At 43.7% G+C, this 24,240-nt stretch carries 21 protein-coding genes and 1 pseudogene; 15 read left to right on the top strand and 7 right to left on the bottom strand.

The window, feature by feature from the left end:
- The first annotated feature begins 17 nt into the window (after window positions 1-17).
- The 15 genes from JMX13_RS01120 to modB all read left to right on the top strand — a co-directional run bounded on the left by JMX13_RS01120 (window position 18) and on the right by modB (window position 17,366).
- On the top strand, window positions 18-3,776 hold the full coding sequence (locus JMX13_RS01120; RefSeq protein WP_201608991.1) for a nitrate reductase subunit alpha: 3,759 nt from the start codon (window positions 18-20) through the stop codon (window positions 3,774-3,776).
- A gap of 105 nt (window positions 3,777-3,881) precedes the next feature.
- On the top strand, window positions 3,882-5,420 hold the full coding sequence (gene narH, locus JMX13_RS01115) for a nitrate reductase subunit beta (RefSeq protein ID WP_201608989.1): 1,539 nt from the start codon (window positions 3,882-3,884) through the stop codon (window positions 5,418-5,420).
- Window positions 5,421-5,478: 58 nt separating this feature from the next.
- Window positions 5,479-6,270: a nitrate reductase molybdenum cofactor assembly chaperone gene (gene narJ, locus JMX13_RS01110; protein ID WP_201609260.1), complete on the top strand. Its 792-nt coding sequence runs from the start codon at window positions 5,479-5,481 to the stop codon at window positions 6,268-6,270.
- Between the two features lie 14 nt (window positions 6,271-6,284).
- Window positions 6,285-7,010: a respiratory nitrate reductase subunit gamma gene (gene narI, locus JMX13_RS01105; RefSeq protein WP_201608988.1), complete on the top strand. Its 726-nt coding sequence runs from the start codon at window positions 6,285-6,287 to the stop codon at window positions 7,008-7,010.
- A 214-nt stretch (window positions 7,011-7,224) separates the two neighbouring features.
- A complete protein-coding gene (locus JMX13_RS01100) occupies window positions 7,225-8,406 on the top strand; it encodes a globin domain-containing protein (RefSeq protein ID WP_201608987.1) in 1,182 nt (393 codons plus the stop codon).
- A 322-nt stretch (window positions 8,407-8,728) separates the two neighbouring features.
- A complete protein-coding gene (locus tag JMX13_RS01095) occupies window positions 8,729-9,829 on the top strand; it encodes a peptidylprolyl isomerase (protein WP_201608986.1) in 1,101 nt (366 codons plus the stop codon).
- Between the two features lie 164 nt (window positions 9,830-9,993).
- Window positions 9,994-11,289 (top strand): gephyrin-like molybdotransferase Glp, encoded by a 1,296-nt coding sequence (gene glp, locus JMX13_RS01090; protein WP_201608985.1) that lies wholly within the window; start codon window positions 9,994-9,996, stop codon window positions 11,287-11,289.
- A gap of 291 nt (window positions 11,290-11,580) precedes the next feature.
- Complete coding sequence (gene moaA, locus JMX13_RS01085) at window positions 11,581-12,681, top strand: GTP 3',8-cyclase MoaA (protein ID WP_201608984.1); 1,101 nt, start codon at window positions 11,581-11,583, stop codon at window positions 12,679-12,681.
- Window positions 12,682-12,738: 57 nt separating this feature from the next.
- The gene (gene moaB / locus JMX13_RS01080) at window positions 12,739-13,269 is read left to right on the top strand and encodes a molybdenum cofactor biosynthesis protein B (RefSeq protein WP_201608983.1); all 531 of its coding nucleotides are present in this window, start codon (window positions 12,739-12,741) and stop codon (window positions 13,267-13,269) included.
- A gap of 3 nt (window positions 13,270-13,272) precedes the next feature.
- Entirely contained in the window at window positions 13,273-14,019 is a 747-nt protein-coding gene (locus JMX13_RS01075; RefSeq protein WP_201608982.1) for a molybdenum cofactor guanylyltransferase, read from the top strand.
- A 59-nt stretch (window positions 14,020-14,078) separates the two neighbouring features.
- Window positions 14,079-14,612, top strand: coding sequence for a cyclic pyranopterin monophosphate synthase MoaC (gene moaC / locus JMX13_RS01070; RefSeq protein WP_201608980.1), 534 nt, complete (start codon window positions 14,079-14,081; stop codon window positions 14,610-14,612).
- A gap of 52 nt (window positions 14,613-14,664) precedes the next feature.
- The gene (locus JMX13_RS01065) at window positions 14,665-14,955 is read left to right on the top strand and encodes a MoaD/ThiS family protein (protein WP_201608978.1); all 291 of its coding nucleotides are present in this window, start codon (window positions 14,665-14,667) and stop codon (window positions 14,953-14,955) included.
- Between the two features lie 136 nt (window positions 14,956-15,091).
- The gene (locus tag JMX13_RS01060; RefSeq protein WP_201608977.1) at window positions 15,092-15,583 is read left to right on the top strand and encodes a molybdenum cofactor biosynthesis protein MoaE; all 492 of its coding nucleotides are present in this window, start codon (window positions 15,092-15,094) and stop codon (window positions 15,581-15,583) included.
- Between the two features lie 91 nt (window positions 15,584-15,674).
- Window positions 15,675-16,520 (top strand): molybdate ABC transporter substrate-binding protein, encoded by an 846-nt coding sequence (gene modA / locus JMX13_RS01055; protein WP_201608975.1) that lies wholly within the window; start codon window positions 15,675-15,677, stop codon window positions 16,518-16,520.
- 144 nt (window positions 16,521-16,664) lie between these two features.
- On the top strand, window positions 16,665-17,366 hold the full coding sequence (gene modB / locus JMX13_RS01050; RefSeq protein WP_201608973.1) for a molybdate ABC transporter permease subunit: 702 nt from the start codon (window positions 16,665-16,667) through the stop codon (window positions 17,364-17,366).
- Window positions 17,367-17,419: 53 nt separating this feature from the next.
- On the opposite strand, the gene JMX13_RS01045 is transcribed toward modB, so the two are convergent.
- From JMX13_RS01045 to JMX13_RS01015, 7 genes and pseudogenes are all read right to left on the bottom strand, one after another.
- A complete protein-coding gene (locus JMX13_RS01045) occupies window positions 17,420-18,424 on the bottom strand; it encodes a D-cysteine desulfhydrase family protein (RefSeq protein ID WP_201608972.1) in 1,005 nt (334 codons plus the stop codon).
- Window positions 18,425-18,629: 205 nt separating this feature from the next.
- Window positions 18,630-19,217: pseudogene (locus tag JMX13_RS01040) on the bottom strand (HAD-IC family P-type ATPase); the annotation flags it as partial.
- A complete protein-coding gene (locus JMX13_RS01035; protein WP_201608970.1) occupies window positions 19,178-19,333 on the bottom strand; it encodes a hypothetical protein in 156 nt (51 codons plus the stop codon). The gene JMX13_RS01035 and the pseudogene JMX13_RS01040, both read right to left, overlap by 40 nt.
- Window positions 19,334-19,677: 344 nt before the next feature.
- Entirely contained in the window at window positions 19,678-20,334 is a 657-nt protein-coding gene (locus JMX13_RS01030; protein WP_201608968.1) for a c-type cytochrome, read from the bottom strand.
- Window positions 20,335-20,439: 105 nt separating this feature from the next.
- Window positions 20,440-22,053: a flavin monoamine oxidase family protein gene (locus tag JMX13_RS01025; RefSeq protein ID WP_201608967.1), complete on the bottom strand. Its 1,614-nt coding sequence runs from the start codon at window positions 22,051-22,053 to the stop codon at window positions 20,440-20,442.
- Between the two features lie 75 nt (window positions 22,054-22,128).
- Complete coding sequence (locus tag JMX13_RS01020) at window positions 22,129-23,496, bottom strand: cytochrome c (RefSeq protein ID WP_201608966.1); 1,368 nt, start codon at window positions 23,494-23,496, stop codon at window positions 22,129-22,131.
- 88 nt (window positions 23,497-23,584) lie between these two features.
- Window positions 23,585-24,199 (bottom strand): YceI family protein, encoded by a 615-nt coding sequence (locus tag JMX13_RS01015; protein WP_201608965.1) that lies wholly within the window; start codon window positions 24,197-24,199, stop codon window positions 23,585-23,587.
- Window positions 24,200-24,240 lie beyond the last annotated feature (41 nt).

The raw sequence follows: 24,240 nt of genomic DNA, 5'->3' as shown, positions 1-24,240 counted from the left end.
AAACAGAGGATAGCGAAATGAGCCATTTACTCGACCAATTCCGTTTTTTTAAACGTAAACAGGGCGAATTTTCCGATGGGCATGGCGAGACGCGTGATGAAGCTCGTGATTGGGAAAACGTATATCGTAGCCGCTGGCAGTATGACAAAGTTGTGCGCTCAACGCATGGTGTCAACTGTACCGGTTCTTGCTCGTGGAAAATTTACGTGAAAAACGGCTTGGTGACGTGGGAGACGCAGCAAACCGACTATCCTGAAACCCGTCCAGATCTACCAAACCACGAACCGCGTGGCTGCCCACGTGGCGCAAGCTATAGCTGGTATATGTATTCAGCCAACCGTGTTAAATATCCTAAGGTACGTAAGCCGCTTCTAAAATTATGGCGTGAAGCCAAAGCGCAATATCCTGATCCGGTCGATGCATGGGGCAGTATTGTCCAAGACCCTATCAAAGCAGAACAGTACAAATCCAAGCGCGGCTTGGGTGGTTTCATTCGCTCAACGTGGGCGGAAGTCAACGAAATCATCGCTGCCAGTAACGTTTATACCGCCAAAACTTTTGGCCCTGACCGTATCGTTGGCTTCTCTCCGATTCCTGCGATGTCGATGGTCAGTTATGCTGCGGGTAGTCGTTATTTATCGTTGATTGGCGGTGTTTGCTTATCATTCTATGACTGGTATTGTGACCTGCCACCAGCCTCGCCAATGGTTTGGGGCGAGCAAACTGACGTGCCAGAATCAGCCGATTGGTACAACTCTGATTATATTATCGCGTGGGGCTCAAACGTTCCGCAAACGCGTACACCTGATGCGCATTTCTTTACCGAAGTGCGTTATAAAGGTACCAAAACCGTTTCAATCACGCCTGACTACGCTGAAGTCTCTAAACTTACTGACTTATGGTTAAATCCAAAACAAGGTACTGATGCGGCAGTTGCGCAAGCATTCTGTCATGTGATTATCAAAGAGTTTTATCTTAAGCAGCCAAGCGATTACTTCTTAGATTACGCCAAACGCTACACTGATTTACCTGTGCTAGTTATGCTAGAAGGTGAAGAAGGCGCGCGCCATGCGGGTCGCTATCTGCGTGCTTCTGACTTAATCGATAATTTAGGTCAAGAAAACAACCCAGAATGGAAAACCATCGGTCTAAATAGTGATGGTGAACTGGTTTCCCCACTCGGCTCTATCGGTTATCGTTGGGGCGAAAAAGGCAAATGGAATCTTGAGCAAAAGAATGGTACGACAGGCGCAGATATTGACCTAACACTGACGTTAAAAGATAGCAATGAAACCTGCATAGTCGGCTTTGATTACTTTGGTCATGTGTCACACCCACACTTCACCTCTGTACCGGGCGAAGCAATACAGCAAAAAACTGTCCCTTGTAAAACCATTACCCTTGCCGATGGCAGCACCGCTATCGTCGCCACTGTATTTGATCTAACCGTTGCCAATCTTGGCGTGGATAACGGTGTTGGTGGTGAACATGTCACCGATGATTACAATGACGAGACGGTTCCGGGCACGCCTGCTTGGCAAGAAGTCATCACGGGTCTTAGCCGTGAGCGCGTTATCCAAGTCGCACGTGAGTTCGCTGAAAACGCTCATAAAACGCATGGTAAATCGATGATTATCATCGGCGCTGGGATGAATCACTGGTATCACCTCGATATGAACTATCGCGGCGTGATTAACATGCTGATGCTGTGTGGCTGTATCGGTAAATCTGGCGGTGGCTGGGCACATTATGTTGGTCAAGAAAAACTACGCCCACAAACCGGCTGGTTGCCATTGGCATTTGCCCTCGACTGGATGCGTCCACCGCGTCATATGGCGGGTACCAGTTTCTTCTATACGCACAGCTCACAGTGGCGTCATGAAACTATTTCTGCCCATGAAATCCTATCGCCACTCGTCAATAAAAAATTCTTCCCAGAGCATATGCTTGACTACAATATTCAAGCAGAGCGTGCAGGCTGGCTGCCTTCTGCGCCACAATTAAACCGTAACCCATTGACCATCGCGGCCAAAGCCAAAGATAGCGGCAAAGATATAGAAGAATATGTTGTCGACTCTCTCGAAGATGGCAGCTTACGCTTTGCTTGTGAATCTCCTGATAATCCGGCCAACTTCCCGCGCAACATGTTTATCTGGCGCTCAAACTTATTGGGCTCATCAGGTAAAGGTCATGAATATATGCTCAAGTATTTCTTGGGTACCAAAAACGGCCTGCTTAATGAAGAAAACGCCGAGGGTCATCTGCAACCAAAAGAAGTCGATTGGGTAGAAAAAGGTCCTACCGGTAAATTGGACTTAGTTGTCACTCTAGACTTCCGTATGTCGTCGACCTGTCTGTATTCTGACATCGTGCTACCGACTGCTACATGGTACGAAAAAGATGACATGAATACCTCAGACATGCATCCGTTTATCCACCCACTTACTGCAGCGACCGACCCTGCATGGGAATCTAAAACCGATTGGGAAATTTATAAAGGGATTGCCAAGAGCTTCTCTGAAGTTTCAAAAGGTCATTTAGGCGTTGAAACCGATGTCGTCACCTTGCCGATGCAACATGATACCCCGGGTGAATTAGCACAGCCTTTTGGTGGCACTGACTGGAAAACCGCTGGCGAAAAACCAGTACCGGGTAAAAACTGTCCGATGATTATGGTGGTTGAGCGTGATTATCCAAATACTTACAAGAAGTTTACTTCTATGGGTCCTGCTTTAGAAAAATTAGGCAACGGCTCAAAAGGTTTGAACTGGGATATGAAGACCGAAGTCAAACAGCTCGGTGATTTAAATCATAGAGTGACTGATCCCGGTATTTCTGAAGGCAGACCAAGCCTCAATACCGCTATCAATGCTTCTGAAATGATTTTGATGCTCGCACCTGAAACCAATGGTCATGTCGCGGTAAAAGGTTGGGCGGCATTGTCACAGTTCACCGGTCGCGACCATACTCATCTTGCCAAATCTAGCGAACATGAAAAAATCCGCTTTAAAGATATCGTCGCCCAGCCGCGTAAGATTATTTCAAGCCCAACGTGGTCAGGGATTGAGTCGGATCAGGTGAGTTATAACGCCGGCTATACCAACGTTCATGAGCTGATTCCTTGGCGTACCCTGACTGGTCGTCAGCAGTTTTATCAAGACCATCCTTGGATGCAGGCGTTTGGCGAGCAAATGCAGCAGTATCGTCCACCGATTGATACTAAAACCACTGAGCTGCTTAAAGATGCCAAGCCAAACGGTAACAAAGAGATTGTACTGAACTTCTTAACACCGCACCAAAAGTGGGGCATCCACAGTACCTACTCTGAAAACTTATTAATGTTGACCCTAAGCCGCGGTGGACCTTGTGTTTGGATGTCAGAAGTCGATGCGGCAAAAGCAGGTATCGTCGATAACGACTGGATTGAGCTATTTAATGCCAACGGCGCGCTGACCGCTCGTGCCATCGTCAGCCAACGGGTAAAAGAAGGCATGACCATGATGTACCACGCTCAAGAAAAACTGGTCAATATCCCAGGTTCCGAGCAAACCGGTACGCGTGGTGGTATTCATAACTCAATGACCCGTACTATCTTGAAACCGACACATATGATTGGTAGCTATGCCCAGCAATCTTATGGCTTTAACTACTATGGCACCGTGGGTTGTAACCGTGATGAGTTTGTCGTGATTCGTAAGATGTCAAAAATCGACTGGCTCGAAGACAAGCCTGATAACGAATTACCGCGTCCACTACCAACCACCATTGAGGATTAAAGCGTTTTCTTCTATTGCAAATAGGTCGTTTTAAAATCTTCTTTTTAAAACGACCTCAATGAAGAATAGAGAGCTGCTTTTTCTACTAAAATTTGGAGCACATCAATGAAAATTCGTTCGCAAGTCGGCATGGTGCTTAACCTTGATAAATGTATAGGTTGTCACACCTGCTCAGTCACCTGTAAAAACGTCTGGACCAGCCGTGAAGGTATGGAATACGCGTGGTTTAACAACGTTGAATCAAAGCCCGGTATCGGCTACCCGAAAGAATGGGAAAACCAAACCAAATGGAAAGGCGGTTGGATCCGTAATGCCAACGGCACCATCAATCCACGCATCGGTGGTAAATTCAGAGTATTGGCAAATATCTTTGCTAACCCTGATTTACCAGAGATTGATGATTATTACGAACCGTTTGATTTCGATTATCAGCATCTTCATACCGCACCTATCAGCAACCATCAGCCTATCGCCCGCCCGCGTTCAGCCATCACTGGCAAGCGCATGCAAAAGATTGAATGGGGCCCTAACTGGGAAGAGATCTTAGGGACGGAGTTCGAAAAACGCCGCAAAGATAAAAACTTTGACAACATTCAAGCCGACATCTATGGCGAGTACGAAAATACTTTCATGATGTATTTGCCGCGTCTATGCGAGCATTGCTTGAACCCAACGTGCGTCGCAGCTTGTCCTAGTGGCGCTATCTACAAGCGCGAAGAAGACGGTATCGTCCTAATTGATCAAGAAAAATGCCGTGGCTGGCGTATGTGTATCTCAGGCTGCCCTTATAAAAAGATTTATTACAACTGGAAATCCGGAAAGTCAGAAAAATGTATCTTCTGTTATCCACGTATTGAAGCTGGCTTGCCAACTGTTTGTTCAGAAACCTGTGTCGGTCGTATCCGCTATTTAGGTGTCTTGCTATATGACGCTGACAAAATTGCTGAAGCCGCTAGTACACCAAATGAAAAAGACATTTATCCGGCGCAATTGGATTTATTCTTAGATCCTAACGACCCTGCTGTTATTGCTCAAGCATTAAAAGACGGTGTCCCGCAGTCAGTGATTGATTCTGCGCAGCGCTCACCAGTCTATAAGCTTGCAGTTGATTGGAAACTTGCGCTACCTCTACATCCTGAATACCGCACGCTACCAATGGTTTGGTATGTGCCGCCATTATCACCGATTCAAAATGCGGCTGAAGCAGGCAAAGTCGGTATGGATGGTCTGATTCCAGATGTCGACAGCTTACGTATTCCGCTACGTTATTTAGCCAACCTCTTGACCGCTGGTGATGAAGAGCCTGTACGTTTGGCGCTAAAACGTCTGCTTGCGATGCGTAGCTACAAACGTATGCAACTGGTCGAAAAACAAGAAGTTCAAAGCATTTTAGATGATGTTGGCTTAACCAAGCTACAAGTTGAAGAGATGTATCGCTATCTCGCTATCGCCAACTACGAAGACCGCTTTGTGATTCCAACGGCACATCGTGAAGAGGCGTTAAGTGACGCTTTTGCTGAACGTAATGGTTGCGGATTTACCTTTGGCGAGGGCTGTTCAGGACATTCTGACAACAGTATGTTTGGACAACGTAAAGCCAATCGCCGCGATTTCATCGATACTGTCCAAAAGTGGGAGTCATAAGATGCAAACTACTCAAGTTCGTACCAGCAGTTCAGTAAATGACATTATTGAGACGCCGATGATTGGCGCTTCAGACTTAAAAATACTCAAAGTCCTAAGCTTACTTATCGATTATCCAAGCAATGAGTTATTTTTAGGCGATACGCTTGCTGATTGCACAGAGATTGTTGCTAGGTCAACCATTATTAGCCCCGAAGTACGTGCGCAAATCATTGACTTGATTGAAGATTTAATCGATACCGGCTCTCTTGAAGCGCAAGCGCGTTATGACGGACTTTTTGAGCGCGGTCGCTCTTTATCACTATGGTTGTTTGAACACGTGCATGGCGAGTCGCGCGACCGTGGTCAAGCGATGGTCGATTTGATGGGTCAGTACGAAGAAGCTGGCTTTGCCATTAGCGTCAAAGAGCTGCCTGATTATCTACCTTTATATCTAGAATTTTTAGCCTATCAAGCGACCGTTATCAACGATGATATTCAGATTCGTATGGATATCGCCGATGTCAGCCATATCATTGCCTTGCTCGCTGCCAGACTTGAGCATCGCGGCAGTATGTATAAAGGCTGCTTTAATGCGCTATTGCAGATTGCTGGAAAGCCTTTAGACATAGTCGAAGAGTATCAAGAGAAAATCAGCAAAGAAAAGCCCGATGATAGCTTTGAGGCCTTAGATAAAGAGTGGGAAGAAGAAGTCGTGACGTTTTTGGATGCGCAGCAAGAAGAGCGTTGTTCCTCTCAAACCAGCACCCAAAACCTTGCTGCAAAAGCGGGTGTTAGAGCCAATCCAAATGCTGTCGATGCCCCTGTGCACTGGGTAGACTTTAAAACCACCTCAGCGGTTAAACCATAATAAGGAGAAAGGACATGAATATTGCAGATCCTAGTGTACAGTCTTTAGCCAATCTCAGTTGGCTGCAAATTTTCCTTTTTGGCGTTTATCCGTACATAGCATTGACCATCGCTATCATTGGTACTTGGGTACGTTTTGATTTATCTCAGTATTCATGGAAATCTGGTTCGACGCAAATGCTCAGAACCAAAAACATGCGCCTTGCCAGCAACTTATTTCACGTCGGTATTATCGTGGTATTGCTTGGACATTTATTTGGCATGTTGACGCCGCATTTTCTTTATGACCGTTTTATCAGTGCCGGCCATAAGCAAATTTTAGCGGTGGTTGTCGGTGGTATCGCGGGGGTATTTTGTTGGTTTGGTTTGGCAATGCTGATATGGCGGCGCTTTACTGATGACCGCATCTCAAACACTTCATCGTTCTCGGACAAATTGGTACTGGTGCTGTTATTTATTCAGCTTAACTTAGGTCTTATTTCCATCTTTACCTCAGTGAAGCATTTAGATGGCTACACCATGATGAATTTGGCAGGCTGGGCACAAGACATCACTATCTTAAGACCTTGGCAGGCAGCGGCACGTATCGAGCAAACTGACTTGATTTATCAGCTACATATGGCGCTCGGTATCACCCTGATTGCGATATTCCCATTCACACGCCTTATTCATATTATCAGCGCACCAATCTGGTATTTCGGTCGCCGTTACCAGATTGTAAGAGAGAAACGTTCGCAATAGAAATATCCACAATAGTGATACAGCATTGATGTTTAGATAAAGTTACGATACCATAAGATTCATTTTTAATGAATCTTATGGAAACCACTCAATTATTAGACGGTTACAGGCTCAATCCCAGCGCTTTTATAACGTCTAATAATGTTTGTCAGGTTCTTAAAAAGAACTTTAATCCCTAAACTTATCAATGTGAAATATCACTAAAGGATCCACCATGGCGTCACCACAAACATTAGAAATCGTGAAAGCAACCGTACCTGTGCTCGAAGAACATGGGACCGCGATTACTACCGTATTTTATAAAAACATGTTCAACGAACATCCTGAACTGCTCGATATTTTTAACGAAACCAATCAAAAATTAGGCCGTCAGCAAACTGCACTGGCTATGACCGTTTTGGCAGCAGCCAAGCATTTGGAAAACTTAGCGACACTATTGCCGCAAGTTACCCAAATAAGCCATAAGCATCGTGCTTTGCAAATTTTGCCTGAGCACTATCCTATCGTTGGTCATCATTTATTGGGTGCTATCAAAGAAGTACTGGGTGAAGCGGCAAACGATGACATCATCGATGCTTGGACAGAAGCCTATGATGAAATTGCCGATATCTTTATTCAGTTAGAAAAAGGCATGTACGAGCAAGAGATGTGGGAAGGTTTCGCCCCGTTTACAATTACCGAAAAATCAGAAGCTGCGACTGATATTGCCGCATTTACTGTCGTTCCTGCAAACGATGATATTGATTTAAACAAACTTAAACTGTCTGCCGGTCAATACATCACCTTTAAAACTGATCCAACAGACAGCGACCATATTGCCCTACGTCATTATTCTTTATATTCAGCCAATAGCGATAAAGGCATTCAGTTTGCCGTTAGACGTGACAACCGCAATGAATATAATGGTTTAGTGTCAAACTATTTACATGATCACTTAGATGTTGGCGATACGATTTTATTATCTGCCCCTGCCGGTGATTTTGAGCTCAATCAAGATTTGGTACAACAAAACGAAATCCCATTGGTATTGGTCAGTGCAGGTGTCGGTGTCACCCCAATTTTATCGATGTTAGAGGCGCAAGTAACTGCCAACCCGCTACGCCCTATCGTTTGGGTTTATGCCTGTCAGAATAAAGAACATCATGCCTTTGACAGCAAAGTTAATGAGTTGCTTGCCGCTGCCGAAAATGTAGAAAAGCACATCTTCTACTTTGACTCTGGGCAAATCTTAGATGAGGCGTGGCTTGCCAATTTACCGAAGCCTGCCGATATTTATGTCTGTGGCTCTATGATGTTTATGGAAAGTATCATTGATGGCTTAATGACTCTTGACCATGGCGTTGATAGCGTTCATTACGAACCCTTTGGTCCGAAGATGAGCCTAGAGCTGGCTTAGTACTATCAGTCTAACTAAGCATTGAGTAAGATAGAAAATACGCTCAATACTTTGTTAAAGATAGTATAAAGTCACTTAGCAACAGCCATAGAGCCACCTTTAAATGCTTCATTAGCAGTAACATCATTTAAAGGCGGCTCTATTTTTTTATTTCGCTTTAATACTCATGATTTTTAGTACAAATAGTTTTTAGTATAAATAATTTGTAACGCAAGTAGCTTTAGCACAAATATTTTTAATCGTCATACTCATATTAACTGTAGTTTAAGATTGACTGTATTTTAAAATTCCTATTACCAGAACCCTTAGTGGAGCAAAAGCCATGACTGTCAGTACCTACAATCCAGCCGACCACACGACGACTAATAACGTAAATAATCACGTTAGTAGTGACACTCATATTGACCATGCTGCTCATGCCCCTACTGGTGCTGATAACACACACAGCAGTCATAATTGTGGCCATGACCACAGCCATGATCATAGCCATGAGCACAACCATGGTGATGATATCGTGCATCTGATGCCAACCTTGACGGATTTACAAAAACCACATTCTGATCAAGAATTTATCGAAAAAGCGATGGCCGAAGAACGCAGCAACCATAAGAACCTGATTGCTTCTAGCCGTGATGAGCTGCCTTCAGTGACGGTTAATGGCGTGATGATAGATAGAACCAATATCGCCCAAGAGCTACAGTATCATCCAGCCGAAAACAAAGAAGATGCGGTATATTTAGCGACACAAGCGCTGGTTGTGCGTGAATTACTTAGATTGGCAGTTTTAGATGAGCCAAGCCTTGGTGAAGCGGCATGGGAAAACGACGAAGAGCAAGCGATCTCGAGCCTGATAGACAAAAACGTTGAAGCGACGATGCCAGATATGGCAACTTGTGAGCGCTATTATAATCAAAACATCACTGATTTTAAGACCGACCCCATTATGACCGTACGCCATATTTTATTGGCATGCCTGCCTGAAGATGGCGATGAGCGCTTAAAGCTTAAAAAGACCGCTTACGAATTAATTGAACAAATCAAAAACAATACCAATCCTGACGCCGAGTTTATTCAATTAGCACGCCAGCATTCAGCTTGCCCTTCAAAAGAGCAAGGTGGCGAGCTGGGCGTTATTAGCAAAGGGCAAACCGTACAAGAATTCGAAGGTGCGTTATTTAAATTAGACGCAGGACTTGCTCCAAGCCCTATCGAGAGCCGTTACGGTTTTCATATCGTTGATGTGCTCAATAAAGAACCTGGCATACAGATGACTTATGAGCAAGTTAGCCCTGCTATCCACAATAAGCTGAGCCAGCAGGCGTTTCACCAGTCATTATGCGACTACTTATTTACTTTAGCGAACGAAGCTGAAATCGAAGGTATCGACATGACGCTTGAGCAAGAGAATATTTTCCGCGGCTAAGCAATATACTGTCAGTCGCTTACTTCTTATGATATAAAGTAGCTCTTATGTTATAAAGTAGCTGCTACGGTATAAAGATTGCCAGCATATAACCTATTCTTTATACCTATATGCAGTTTCATATTAATAATACAGTTCAATTTTGATAAAATGAGTAAACGTTTATGATTACGGTTGCAGGGCTAATCTTTGAAATACAGCAGCGTATAGAAACTTATAATACCAACGACTATCCGCTCAATAAAAGAGCAGTCGCGTGCTACCACTTATTAGACAGCCGTAATCATATATTGGCAGAAGATATTGTCTCGCCTTTTGCGATACCAAGGCAAAACCTATCGGCGATGGATGGTTATGCGATTGCTAAAGACAGCATACTCTCAGCAAACAGCACGATTGATATCGTCGGTGAATCACAAGCGGGCAGCCCTTACAGTGGTAATATACAATCAGGGCAAGGCGTCCGCATTTTTACTGGTGCGGTCGTTCCTGATAGCTGTGATACGGTCATTATGCAAGAAAACACCAATTTTGCCGCGATAAAAGACAGTATTGATAAATCACAGCCCTATGCCATCACTCTCAGTCAAAACGCTAAGCATGATGATAATATCCGTAAGCAAGGCGAAGAAATTGAAACTGGCGAAGCGGTTTTATTAAAGGGTAAGCGCTTAAATCCTAGTGATATCAGCCTACTGGCTAATTTAGGGCTAGATAAAGTCAATGTCTATCAGCCTTTAATCGTTGGTGTGCTCGCGACGGGCGATGAACTGGTTGCGATTGGTCATGAGCTGAACAGCTTGGCGCAAATCTATAACTCTAATACCCCCACTTTAAAAAGCTTGCTATCTGACTTGCCCGTCACTATTCGAGATTATGGCATCATTGCTGATGATTTAGATAAAACTACCGCTGCCGTAACTCAAGCGATGCAAGAGTGTGACGTACTTATCTCTACTGCGGGCGTATCGGTTGGCGACTATGATTTTTTGACCACTGTCATTGAGCAGCTTGGGCAGATTAACCATTATAAAGTCGCGATGAAACCCGGCAAGCCGTTTGTCTTTGGTGAGCTGACGCAAAATCTTGCTAAGCCAGTACTATATTTTGGCTTACCCGGTAATCCGCTATCGACCGTGGTTGGCAGCTTGCAATTTGTCATTCCAGCCTTGTGGCAAATGGCAGGCGCTGTGCCACAAGAGCGACCCATGCAGCTCAGCCTAATCGCCACTCTTAAAAACGATATAAAAAAATCAGCCGGACGGATGGATTTTCAAAGAGGTATTTTGTCGCAGAATGCAGCGGGCGAGTTTGAAGTTGAAAGCTTTAGCAAGCAACAATCACACCGTATTAAACAGCTTAGCCACGCCAATTGCTTTATTGTTTTGGCACAAGATTCTGGCAATGTAGCTGCTGGCGAAACAGTAACCGTACAGCCCTTCCCTTGGTTGCACTGCTAAATAACAGCTAAATAATTGATTCATTGATAACTGTATAGCTAAAAAGCTGCATGGCTAATCAACGGTATAAAGAGTTACACAGTTAATAACTCTTTATACCGTTAATCATGAGAAACTGATTGTTTACTATCAAATACTATCTACTACTTTGGTAGTAGTTTTTAGCTCACTTACGGTGAATAGTTATTTGCTTGCCAGCTGTCATAATCGTATCTAAATAGAAATTCCCACTCACAACCTGAGGCAACGCCTAAAAGTACACACTATACTTAATATTAATGGTAATCATCTATGAACCATCTTGCCCCCAACGCAGGCAACGTGCAATTGTATTCGCCTGCCGCTGCACCCGCTGTTTTTGATGCTGACTCATCGAAAACTGCTATCACGTCGACGTATTCTCCGGTCACGCTCTCTCAACCATTAACCGATGGTTTCGCACGACGTCTAACCTATTTGCGTCTATCGATTACTGATTTCTGTAATTTTCGCTGTGAATATTGCCTGCCAGATGGCTATCAAGGCAAACCACCACAAAACGAGCTCAGTATCAGCGAAATTGCCACCTTAATCCGCGGCTTTGCCGAAGTTGGCACTAAAAAAGTCAGAATTACTGGCGGTGAACCCTCTATACGCCGTGATGTGGTAGAAATTATTAAAATAATCAAAAACACCGAAGGCATTGAAACCGTTGCCATGACCAGCAATGGTTATAAGCTTGGCAAGCACTTAGCCAATTGGCAAGCCGCTGGGCTTAATCAGATCAATATCAGTATGGATAGCTTTAATGCTGCTACTTTTCATAAGATGACTGGCTTTGACATGTTGCCTCAGCTCTTGGCTGATATGGATACTTTACTTGCAACCACAGATATTAAGCTAAAAATAAACAGTATTTTAATGGCAGAAACGGCCTTTGAAAATCTGATGAATGCCATCGAATACATCAAAGACAGAGCCGTTACCTATCGATTTATTGAATTTATGCAGACCAGTGACAACAGTGACTTATTTTTTGCGCAGCATGCACAGTCCGATATTATTACCAATTACTTATTAAAAAACGGCTGGCAAACCCATATACGTGGCAGCAATGACGGTCCAGCAATAGAATATAGCCATCCAGATTATAAAGGCCGTATCGGTATGATTGCCCCTTACGCTGCTCATTTTTGTGATAGCTGCAATCGCCTGCGGGTCAGTAGCCAAGGCAAGGTGCATTTGTGCTTATTTGACCAAGGTAACTACGATATTCGTCAGTATCTCGAACAAGACGATGTGGCTGGTCTCGTTAATACCCTGCACAGCTTTATGCCAATCAAACCTGAACATCATCATCTTCACGAATCAAACAGCGGCATGATGAATAATTTGTCGATGATTGGTGGTTAATTTATTAATAATAAAAACTTTTATTTTCACAACGAGCGTATTTATTAAGGAACATCCATGAGTAAGCTGCAAGCCCCCTTTACCCCGCTTAATATCGCCATCTTAACGGTTTCTGACAGTCGTACTCTTACAGAAGATACTTCAGGGCAGTATTTGGTCGACCAACTGACCGCAGCAGGGCACCAGCTGGCAGATCGTCAGCTGATTATTGATGATATTTATAAAATCAGAGCCGTGATTAGTGGCTGGATTGCAGACCCAGATGTGCACGCTATTATTACCACTGGCGGTACTGGCTTTTATATTAGAGACAGCATGCCAGAGGCGGTTAGCGTATTATTTGATAAATCGGTCGATGGCTTTGGTGAGATGTTCCGCTTAATCTCAAAAGACGATATCGGCATGTCTACCATCCAATCTCGCGCCGTCGCTGGCATGGCAAATGGCACAGGTATTTTTTGCCTACCTGGTTCTTCAGGTGCTTGCCGCACCGCTTGGGAAGGTATCTTAGAAGAGCAGCTCGATAGCCGCACGCGTCCTTGTAATTTTGTACCGCACTTTATGCGCACCAATCCAGGTCATGATTGATTCATGGTTGAAGTTTCGGATAGCTTAATTGAAGTAGATAGATTGAACCGCTTAGCCGGTATCGTTATCTTGGCAGGCGGCGCATCCAAGCGTATGGGGTCGCCAAAAGCTGAGCTTATATTACCAACAGGCGAACGTTTGCTTGATTATCATGTCAGACAAGCGCTTGAATTAAGTGCCGCAATGATGAGCAATCTACCTATCATGATTGCAGATAATGGACGTGGATTTAGCGTCAATGTAGATTTGACTAAGAAAAAACCGCAGTCGCCAATCATTCATATCGCTGATTATCTGTCTAGCAATACTCTTTATGGTGATGATGACGAGCAGATGGAAACCGGCGGCGCGTTGGTAGCGATTGAAGCAGCATTGCAATCTTTGGCAAGTTCAAACCAATTAACGAAAGATGCAAACTGGCAGCAATCTTGGTTGATGGTCATTAGCTGTGATAGCTTGATTCCTATAAGCGATTTATGGCAAAAACTGAAACCTTATATTACGCAAGCTGCAGACAAATCTATCATTTGCCTGACCGATGACAGTCATTTATATCCATTATTAGCCGTTTATCGTTTGAGTATTGAACCTGAGTTAAAGCAGTATATTGACGCTGGACAGCGGCAAGTAATGAAGTTTATTAAGCCGATTGTGCAGCCTGTCCCTTTTGCAAAAGCATGGCAAAATTTAACCAATTTTAATACGCCTAAAGATTTTGCACGTGCTTGTTTAGCTTTGGGCGACCTATAAAAATTTTGGTTGATAGCAACATGCTTTAAGAAAAATCTGCCATTTAAGAGAAATAAAGAATGAATAGCGACAGTCAAAACAACAGTAACCAACTAACCAAGCAGTCAAGCAAGCAGTCGGGCTTATCACATTTAGATAGCGACGGTGATATCACCATGGTTGATGTGAGTGGCAAAACGCCCACCACCAGAGAAGCACATGCAAGCGGACAGGTCGTTTTTCCTGCAGATATTTATACGCAAATCAAAGCCGCTGACGGTATGACCAAAAAAGGCAGCATCACCCAGACCGCTCATATTGCCGGTATCATGGCCGCCAAACGCACCCACGATTTGATTCCACTTTGTCATCCTCTGCCCCTAGATAAAATCAGCTTAAGCTTTATTTACGATGATACTCACCGTAGCATTACCGTGACCGCTACCGTTAAAGTCACCCATAAAACTGGGGTAGAAATGGAAGCGTTAACCGCCGTTAGTGTTGCCTGTTTGACCATTTATGATATGACTAAGGCAATCTCGCATGACATTGTGATTGATAATATCCATCTCATGAAAAAAACCGGCGGTAAGTCCGACTATCAACATGCCTGAAAATAATTTGAAAACTATAAAGTTAAGCAGTTCATAAATAAGGGAGATTGCTATGAGCACTTTAATAGAAAGCAATACACATTCTAAGTTAGACACCACGATGAATATTAACGTCTTATATTTCGCTAGCTTAGCCGATGAAGCCAATTGTCATGAAGAAAAAATCACTGTGCCACAGTTAACTTCATTGACCGAACTGTATGAGCAGCTGCGCCAAAAGCATCGTTTTAGTCGCCCGCAGTCAGAGCTACGCGTGGCAGTAAATGATTACTTTGCTAAGTGGACAGATGAGATTTATGAGGGCGATAGTGTGGTTTTTATCACCCCAGTTGCTGGTGGTTAATTCAAAATAGCTTTTTATTAAAAGATTCCTTTATCCTTCTTTATCAATCTACTTTTTATAAACGGCGTTACTTTATCGCTATGCTTAAAAGTTAAAAACCTCGTTATACCATATTTTTAAATAATAGGCAGAAGAAATGACAGACAATGTACATGGGCAGTCGATGAGCATCAAGCGTAGCATCGATGAAGCGTATCTCATCGCTGAACGTGATGGTTTTGCACTGTTAGATACTGATATTGATGAAAGCCGCCTTAAAAAAACGCTCGATAATGACAGCTGCGGCGCATTTGTGTGCTTTGAGGGACGGGTACGCAATCATAATAATGCCAGTAGCGTCAATCGTTTGACCTATTATGGTTATGAAGACCTCGCCATCAATCAGGGTCGCGTCATTATCGAAGAGGCCAAAAAGCGCTTTGAGATTACTCATGCCATTGCCATTCATCGTATCGGTGCGTTAGAGATTGGCGATGTAGCTGTTTGGGTTGGCGTTGTCTCCGCCCATCGCTATCCTGCTTTTGACGCTTGCCGCTGGATATTAGATACTATCAAAACAGACATTCCGGTTTGGAAGCAAGAATATTACCAAGATGATTCCTCCAAGTGGCTTAGTAATAACGGTTAAAAATGTAATTCAAATAACTGCTCAAAGCGCTAGCTAACATTTAGCAATAACAGTGAGCAATAACGAGCAATAATAGGAAGGTTCCATAATAATGATTAAAATAATAACCATAACCTCAGCTTGCTTAGCGTTAATGCTAACTGCTTGTAGCAAAGAGCAAACCTCACAGCCTATTCAAGCGGACACCGACAACACTACTAAGCAGAGTCAAACGCTGCGCATCGCTGCTGCTGCCAACTTATCTGATGTATTGCCTGAGATTATTGCGGGTTATAAAATGGATAAAAATTTGCCTGCGCAAGAGATTGAGGTGAGCTATGCTTCTTCAGGTAAGCTATATGCACAAATTACCTCTGGCGCACCTTATGATATATTTTTGTCCGCCAATCAAGAATTCCCTGCCAAACTTGCCAAAGAAAAGTTAGATAACGCCAATTCTGCTGATGAAGCAACCCATCAGCCGTTTACCTATACCCAAGGTCAACTGGCGCTGTATAGCACTACTAAATCTCTAAAAGAGTTAAACCCTACTACTTTAAACGAATTATTAATGAATGGGTCTGATAGCAAAATCACCATTGCCAACCCAGAACTCGCCCCTTATGGCAAGTCGGCACAAGCGTATCTACAGGCGCAAAATATCTTTGACACTCTCACTGAGCAAAATCGTATTATACAAGCTGAAAATATTGGGCAAGCGTTTCAATATGCCCATACTGGCAATGTCGATTATGGCTTTGTTGCCCAATCACAGCTGACGGCGATTAAAGCCACGCCTGAGCAGTTTTATACGTTAGCGCCAGACTCTTATCCAGCTATTTTGCAAGATGGGATAGTACTTAATAATAATACTGCCGCGACAGATTTTTCGAACTATTTGCGCTCACCTGCTGGACAGCAGTATTTTTCTAAAGCCGGCTACCTTGCAGTGAACTGATGTGGCGTTAATTGATTGATTGATTGATTGATTGATAAATTAAATATATTCGTTTATCGATAAACTTGCACATAAACTCAACGAGTAGACGGTTAGGATAAATGAAACGGTTAGCATGGACTAAGCCAGTTGATAAGTAACGCTATGATTGCTCAATCTTTGATAGCAGACATGCTAAGCCCCGTTTGGGTAAGCATCAAGCTTGCGGCTATCACCACCTTATGTTTGCTGCTGTTCGCTACGCCTGTGGCATATTGGCTTGCCAAACCCAGTCGTGGACAAGCGGTATCTCGTCTTAAGGTTTTGCTGATCGGCATCATTGCCATGCCACTGGTTCTGCCGCCTACCGTGATTGGTTTTTATTTATTATTGCTACTGAGCCCCAGCGTCGGTATTGGCAAATGGCTTATCGAGCATAATTTCAGCCCCTTGGTTTTTACCTTTGAAGGACTGGTTATTGGCTCTATTATCTACTCCCTACCCTTCTATATTCAGCCCGTCTACGCGCAGTTTTTACGCATTCCAGCAAGCGTGATGGAGGTCGCAAGCTTACTAGAGCCTAGCCGTCTTAGACGCTTTATAAGGGTTGCTCTACCACAAGCGCGCATTGGTATTATTTTGGGCAGTTTAATCAGCTTTGCCCATACCATTGGCGAGTTTGGCGTGGTGCTTATGATAGGTGGTAGCATTTCAGGTGAAACCAAGGTTGTGTCGATTGCGATATATGAGCAAGTAGAAGCGCTAAATTATGAGGCAGCGCACATGATGTCGGGGATTCTTATCATTATGGGTATTATTATGGTGGCGCTGATTGCCAGTGTTAGCCGGCTTAATCAACGCCCATAGCCATTTAATTAATAACAAGTTAAACTTCTTATTTAAGAAATTAAATTTCTAGATTACTGGGTTTTTTTCGCCAAATCCAGCTCGTTGGCATAAGCAAATAAAGCCGGTGCACCGCCAGTATGCCAAAATAAAACGCTGTCAGTTTTGTTGATTTTCCCTGTACGAATCATATGTATGAGCCCGCCCATCGCACGACCGGTGTAAACAGGATCCACCAATATCCCTTCTGTTTGCGCAGTCATGGCAATAGCCTCATTTTCTAATGCGCCCACCACGCCATAACCTTCGCCAACATAATCAGAGTTAAGAATCAAATCTGAGGCGAAAAACTCGCAATCTGCACCGATTAGTTTTGCCGTTTTATTAGCAAGCGCCAGAGTATATTCATCGAAAGAAACTTTATCGGTTTCACCTTTATCAATATTGATGCCCACGATTTGATAAGGTGAGTTAAAGATTTTGTTGCCAAGCATTAAGCCTGCTTGTGTGCCGCCAGAGCTTGACGCAAACACGATATGCGTAAAGGAGATGCCCATGCTTTGGCGCTGCGATTCTAGCTCTTTAAACGCTTCTACAAAGGCTAACGCACCTTGCTCACTTGAGCCACCGTACGGCACTACATAGACATTCTTACCTTGGTTGGTTAATTGCTCAACGATGCGAGGAATGTCTTCGCCTTTGCGATTGGCGCCTGCCCAGTGAATATGACAACCGAATAGCTTATCTAGCAACAGATTGCCACTTGCCAGCTCCGGCTCTTCGCCGCCCAAGACTAAATGACACTCCAGCCCTAAGCTCGCCGCCGCAGCAGCCGTCTGACGACAATGGTTTGACTGTATCGCGCCTGCGGTGATAATGGTATCAGCGCCTTTGGCAAGCGCGTCACCGAGGATAAATTCAAGCTTGCGAGTTTTGTTGCCACCCAATGCTAGTCCCGTATTGTCATCTCTTTTCATATAAACTTTGGGACCGCCCAAAGCTTTACTCAATCGTTTCAGCTCAATTAATGGGGTTGGAAAAAAACCTAACGGCTCTCTAGGTAGGTGATTATAGTCCATGGTATATTTTTATCCCTATGATATTATTTATCTAAATTGACCTGTTAGCACAGCCCGTAAAAGCATGATAAGCAACAATCGCTTCCATTTTAGCTGAATAATATGATTTTCTGTCTGTTAATTATTACCTTCTAATTGCCCCTTGCTGCAATTTATAAACATTAACGCCGTTTAATTAAAAACGTTAGGTCAGCCGTTATTAGAACTATAAATCTAAGCGACGTAATCTAAGGGCATTCCCAATCACCGACACTGACGATAGGCTCATCGCCGCTGCCGCTATCATCGGACTAAGCAGCAGACCAAACGCTGGATATAGCACTCCTGCGGCAATCGGTACGCCAATCGCGTTATAAACGAAAGCGAAAAATAAGTTTTGTCTGATATTACGCATGGTCGCGTGGCTAAGCTTATAGGCTTTAGCAATACCCATTAAATTCCCTTTTAGCAAGGTAATTCCTGAGCTCTCCATTGCCACATCCGTACCTGTACCCATGGCAATACCGACATTAGCCTGTGCCAGTGCAGGCGCATCGTTGATACCATCGCCTGCCATCGCTACTAATTTACCATTATCTTGCATCTCTTTAACAATGCGGTTTTTGTCCTCTGGTGAGACATCGGCATGGACTTCATCGATGCCTAATTTATTGGCGACAGCTTGTGCGGTTTTTTCGTTATCTCCTGTTAGCATGACGACTTTTAGCTCAGCCTCGCGTAGCAGTTTTATAGCATCAGCAGTACTTGGCTTAATCAGATCAGCAACCGAAACCAAACCCGCCGCTTTACCATCTCAATATCTCTAACTTCTGGATGCATCGGACAAATATAGACTGTACCAGTATAATTTTCTGGTACTTTATCGTATTTACCAGCTTTGATAGGCATTTTCTCGGTAACATGTTTCATAAAATCATTCCTTAAAGACAGCAAGTGCAGATAATCAGTCAGGATTTCAAAGTACTATCAACCATCCTAGACTGCTATTTATCATACTGTCAAATGAGGTTTTTTATAAAAATTCGCTTAATACAAATTTTAATTTTTAGTACAAAAATAGTTAGGTAATGCCGTCATAGTTAATATCAGTATTTGTTAATAATATAATACTTAAGAGTATGAATACTTAAGAGTATGAATACTACATTTAACGCTGAAGTTACTGCCTAACGTTTTATAAAGGCATTTGATAGGAAGCGCTTAATAACAGGCGCTCTTTTTATACATTTAGTTTGGTTTCTCATAAAATCAAACTACTCACTAGGATCAGAACCCGGTGGAAAATCATGACGGAGCTGAGCGACATTCGCATCAGTGACTTTATCGGTAAATTTATTCAGATCACTATGCACATATTGAGTGACCGCTGCTATTTGTTCATCGTTCATCATGCTATGAAAGGAAGGCATACCGCGCAGCCCATTCATGACAACACTAATAATATAATATTTTGATTGCATCTTACTGTTATCGGCAAGCGGCGGATAGTAACCAGCGCCTTGTGCACCCTTACCATCTTGCATATGACAGCCAGCGCAGGAATCGTCATAGAGCTTTTTGCCGTTGGTCGTTATAAATCCCTTTTTACCTTCAGAGCTACCTTCAAATTTTGTAAGCCATTTTTTCAGGCTAGCATCTTCTGCCATTTTTGGCAGCGAGCTGACATCAACGATATTAACTTGCGGCGACCTAAGCTCTTCTTTAGTCATATAGACGGCACCCCACGCACCGTTATTGCGGCTGGCTTGATTATCAAAAACCATTTGCGTGGCTTGTTGCTGACTGGCAAGGGTGGCTGTTGTATGATCGGTTTGGTCTTTTTTGTACTGACTACAGCCAGATAACGCGACTGTGACTCCAATAGTTAATATCATTACCACAGCAAGCAGGTTTGGTTTGATCACGTCCATGATTACCTCTACATTCATTATTATTATCACTACTTAAGCAGTGTTACCCATCAATGCTATTAATCAACGCCACCAATCAATGCCATTAATCAACAACCACTCCGACTAGCCGAGCTTTTTTGCCTTTTGATGTAGTCGCTGAGCGGCATCCATGCCAGATAAAATTGCGCCTTCTTGCCATGCTGGGATATGTGAGCAGTGTTCACCTGCCAGCACGATACGGTGATCAATCGCGCATAGCGTATCGTAGTACTGATCACGGCTCGACTCACTCCAAATACCATAGCAACCGAGCGACCATGGAATACGATGCCAAGCGACCGAGGTTCCAGAGCGGAACTCTTTGGTATATTGCGGATGGATATGTTTGCCATATTGTAGTGCCGCATCGATACGCTCTTTTGGATTGAGCGTATTAAATCTATAAGAAGCTTCTCCAAATCCATAGGCACCGAGCAGCACCCCTGAGCCGGTGGTAAACATATCATGTGAAGGATAAGAGATTTGGGAGATAGGCATGTCGGTATAGGTGATACCGCCATAAATCCACTCATCTTCTTCCCAAAAGCGACGTTTAAACTCCAAACCTACTTTATAAGAGGTATCATAAGGGACTGCTGCCATTGCTTGTTTCATTGGCGCTGAGACGTTAATGTCAATCTGGGTCAATACCGACAACGGAATATTACAAATACACCAGTCAGCGCGCACGGTTTTAGTGGCGCCATCAGGATTGTTACTATTGCTGCTACTATCGACGTAATCAACAGTGACGCCGCTCTCATCTTGATAAATCTTAGTGACTTTAGCGTTGAACGTAATCAGGTCTCGGCATTCACGGGTGAAGGCATCACCGATTTTCCCCATGCCGCCAACCGGCTGAAACATCGCTGGTTGATGGTCATATGTCGTATAGTTGCTATAGATATCTGACCACATGCCTGAATTTAATAGCTTATCCATCGGTATCAGCGTCGAGGGTTTGGCATCGGGCATTAAACCACCACCCGGATAAACGCTATAGCCACGATGCTTGCTGGTTTCGTGGCTTTTAACATAGCGATAATTATTATCAAGGACACCCCAACCTTTTAAGCCTTCTAAAAGTTTCTCTTTGTCCTCTTTACTGACTGTCTTATCGAGGCTACCGGTATTAACCGCTTTAGATAATAGCTCTGAGACATAACCGCGGATATCGCTTTGTACCTCGCCTAAGCGCTGCGGTGCGCCATTAAAATGGCTGGTACGGTGCAAATAGGCGCGGTCATTGGTTTGGATAAAAGGCTGTAGTGCTACACCGAATTTTTTACAATAATGGAATACCGCATAGTGATGAACAGGCAGACGCCATGGTCCACCGTTAAAGTAGTTGCCTTTTTTAAAGTCGCAAGTCACCTCGCCGCCACCAAGCTCGGTATATTTATCACCAGCATTTAGTGTCCAACTGCGACCACCACCGCGATTCTGGAACTCTAGAATAGTCACTTTATAGCCAGCTTTACGGAGCTCATAAGCAGCGGTAAGCCCGCCCAATCCTGCACCAAGTATCACAATACTTGCACCAGCAGGCGCATCCTTTAAATCCATCTCTTGTTTAAAGCTAGATTCAGAAGCAAAGCCTAATGTGGTCATCGCCTGGTACATTGCTGTCGCTCCTGCAGTCTTACCAATCATTGACAATAGTTGCCGACGTGTGGGCGATTGAAAGATCTCATTCATTTTATTATCCTTATTATAGAACCTTATCTATGACATCAGGTGATACTAAGTGATTTATAGCTAATTTAATATCATCTACTTTAAGATGCGTTTGACGTCAGCAGCACTGACATCACTAGTTTGCAGACCACCGAAATTTATCCGCACGTAATTGGTAATACTGGCAATCTGCGCATGACTTAACTCTTTCTCAAAGCCGGGCATTTTGGGTGCTGTGTTTAACGCTCCTTTTGCACCATAAGCAATGACATTAATCAGCGCGTCTGGCTTAACGCGGCGAATACTACTCAGTCCTACAATAGAGGCGTAACGAGCATCGGGCTGCGCGTAGCCATCCACTCCGTGACAGCTGCCACAGGCAGAAAGATATAGCGCTTTTGATGAGTTGCTAGCATTATTATTAGCACCAGCATTAGAATTAATAGTCGCTTTTGCCTTTGCTAAGTAGTCTTTTTGCTCAATTAAATTATAAGTAATAGAGCTGCTGACTGGGTTTGGCAGTCGTGACGTATCTACGGGTATCACGTAATCGTCCGTCTTGAGGATAGGTACGACTTTTAAATAAGCAGCCACTGCACTCAAGTCTTCATCGCTTAGATAGCGGGTACTATGGGCGACCGCTTCAGCCATAGGTCCACCGGCATAAGCACGTTTATCGAGCATGCCGGTACGCAGATAAGTGACGATATCATTCTCGCTCCAACGCCCGATACCACTGTCATTATCTGGGGTGATATTGGGTGCATACCATTTACCAAGCGGCGCACCGGATAAATATTTTTTCTTATCAAGACCTTGCGTAAGGTTGCGCGGGGTATGACAAGTGCCGCAATGTTCTAAGTTATTGACCAAATATTCACCGCGTTGCTGGGTTTGGGTGAGCCCTGCACGGTTTTCGGTAGAAGGTACATTAATCACATTCCAAGCGAGCATTAAAGTGCGGATATTTAACGGAAATGGTAGCTTAGTTATTTTTTCAGGTGCCTCCTCTACTGGAGGTACGGTTTGAAAGTAAGCAAATAACGCGCTAATCTCCGCATCAGCCATACCATGATAAGAAGGATACGGCATCGCAGGATAAAGCTGATGCGTAGGCGCCCGACCTTTTTGCAGAGCTTTTCTAAAGTCGTTTTCGGTATAATTGCCGATACCATAACGTTGAGAAGGTGTGATATTAGTCGAATAAATATTGCCAATCGGTGTTTCAATCGCGACGCCGCCGCTATAGTCCTCGCGATGACAAGCCATACAGTCAGCGGTACGGGCGATATAGGCACCGCGATTGGCTAAATCGCTATTCATAGGACTTATATTGGGTAAGCTAGTAGCAGGACTGATATTAAGCAAGTTCGTCACATGAGGTAAACCAGAGCTATCAGCCATAACAGCGCTAGAAGCCATACTCAGTGCAAGTGCTGATAACATTATAGAAATTGGCTTCATAGTATCCTCGCTAGGCTGGCAAAAACTCATTTTTAATAACGTTGGCTATGACTCTATGACACGCTAAATATTTACTAAACTTAAAAAACTACTGTTTAGCTGCTTCAACTTGAATATTTAACGTCAGATTTTTAGTCATACCGAATAAGACATATTTTTTGATGTTCCACTGAGTACGGTCAATCGTGGCGGTAAAATTGCCGCCACAGACCGTTCTATTAAGTGGAGAGCTAAGGTAACAATTAAATTTGGTCGCCAGTAAGCTAATAGGACGGGTCTGACCGTTTAAAGTTAGCTTGCCATCCACTCGTGTGACCTTTGGGTTGTCTTTGTCAGAGCTGAAATGCCATGTGGTAGATTCAAAACGAGCCAATGGGAATTGATCCATATTAAAAAAATCAGGCCCCATCAGTTTAAGATTAAAAACCTTGTTGCCGGTGTTTAAGGACTTTATGGGAATAATAAGGGAGATGTCGCCGGTCTTTGCACTCGGGTCATACTGGAGTATTCCCGTCACATTATAGAAGCCGCCAGTGGTGGCAGAGGTTTTGAGGTGGTCAATAGCGAAGCGTACGTTGGAATGGTCAGGCTCGATTTTATAGGTAGCAGCATGGCTAATCACCGTACAACCTGCCAGCAATAATAGTGCCCCTAATCGCTTGTAGTAATGTAATACGACTTTGTCAAATACAAGCTGGCTCATGACAACATTCCTTTGTTGTATAATCTTACTTATGACACGCT

It is taken from the genome of Psychrobacter immobilis (genome assembly GCF_904846285.1).
GTDB classification, from domain to species: domain Bacteria; phylum Pseudomonadota; class Gammaproteobacteria; order Pseudomonadales; family Moraxellaceae; genus Psychrobacter; species Psychrobacter immobilis_D.
This window is presented reverse-complemented; position numbering and strand designations above follow the sequence as displayed.

Coding starts and splice junctions, on each gene's coding strand:
- moaB (WP_201608983.1), top strand. CDS start 12,739: ATGAGTAAGCTGCAAGCCCCCTTTACCCCGCTTAATATCGCCATCTTA.
- moaA (WP_201608984.1), top strand. CDS start 11,581: ATGAACCATCTTGCCCCCAACGCAGGCAACGTGCAATTGTATTCGCCT.
- JMX13_RS01045 (WP_201608972.1), bottom strand. CDS start 18,424: ATGGACTATAATCACCTACCTAGAGAGCCGTTAGGTTTTTTTCCAACC.
- JMX13_RS01075 (WP_201608982.1), top strand. CDS start 13,273: ATGGTTGAAGTTTCGGATAGCTTAATTGAAGTAGATAGATTGAACCGC.
- JMX13_RS01030 (WP_201608968.1), bottom strand. CDS start 20,334: ATGGACGTGATCAAACCAAACCTGCTTGCTGTGGTAATGATATTAACT.
- modA (WP_201608975.1), top strand. CDS start 15,675: ATGATTAAAATAATAACCATAACCTCAGCTTGCTTAGCGTTAATGCTA.
- narI (WP_201608988.1), top strand. CDS start 6,285: ATGAATATTGCAGATCCTAGTGTACAGTCTTTAGCCAATCTCAGTTGG.
- modB (WP_201608973.1), top strand. CDS start 16,665: ATGATTGCTCAATCTTTGATAGCAGACATGCTAAGCCCCGTTTGGGTA.
- JMX13_RS01120 (WP_201608991.1), top strand. CDS start 18: ATGAGCCATTTACTCGACCAATTCCGTTTTTTTAAACGTAAACAGGGC.
- JMX13_RS01035 (WP_201608970.1), bottom strand. CDS start 19,333: ATGAAACATGTTACCGAGAAAATGCCTATCAAAGCTGGTAAATACGAT.
- glp (WP_201608985.1), top strand. CDS start 9,994: ATGATTACGGTTGCAGGGCTAATCTTTGAAATACAGCAGCGTATAGAA.
- JMX13_RS01065 (WP_201608978.1), top strand. CDS start 14,665: ATGAGCACTTTAATAGAAAGCAATACACATTCTAAGTTAGACACCACG.
- JMX13_RS01020 (WP_201608966.1), bottom strand. CDS start 23,496: ATGAAGCCAATTTCTATAATGTTATCAGCACTTGCACTGAGTATGGCT.
- JMX13_RS01095 (WP_201608986.1), top strand. CDS start 8,729: ATGACTGTCAGTACCTACAATCCAGCCGACCACACGACGACTAATAAC.
- JMX13_RS01060 (WP_201608977.1), top strand. CDS start 15,092: ATGACAGACAATGTACATGGGCAGTCGATGAGCATCAAGCGTAGCATC.
- JMX13_RS01025 (WP_201608967.1), bottom strand. CDS start 22,053: ATGAATGAGATCTTTCAATCGCCCACACGTCGGCAACTATTGTCAATG.
- JMX13_RS01015 (WP_201608965.1), bottom strand. CDS start 24,199: ATGAGCCAGCTTGTATTTGACAAAGTCGTATTACATTACTACAAGCGA.
- JMX13_RS01100 (WP_201608987.1), top strand. CDS start 7,225: ATGGCGTCACCACAAACATTAGAAATCGTGAAAGCAACCGTACCTGTG.
- narH (WP_201608989.1), top strand. CDS start 3,882: ATGAAAATTCGTTCGCAAGTCGGCATGGTGCTTAACCTTGATAAATGT.
- narJ (WP_201609260.1), top strand. CDS start 5,479: ATGATTGGCGCTTCAGACTTAAAAATACTCAAAGTCCTAAGCTTACTT.
- moaC (WP_201608980.1), top strand. CDS start 14,079: ATGAATAGCGACAGTCAAAACAACAGTAACCAACTAACCAAGCAGTCA.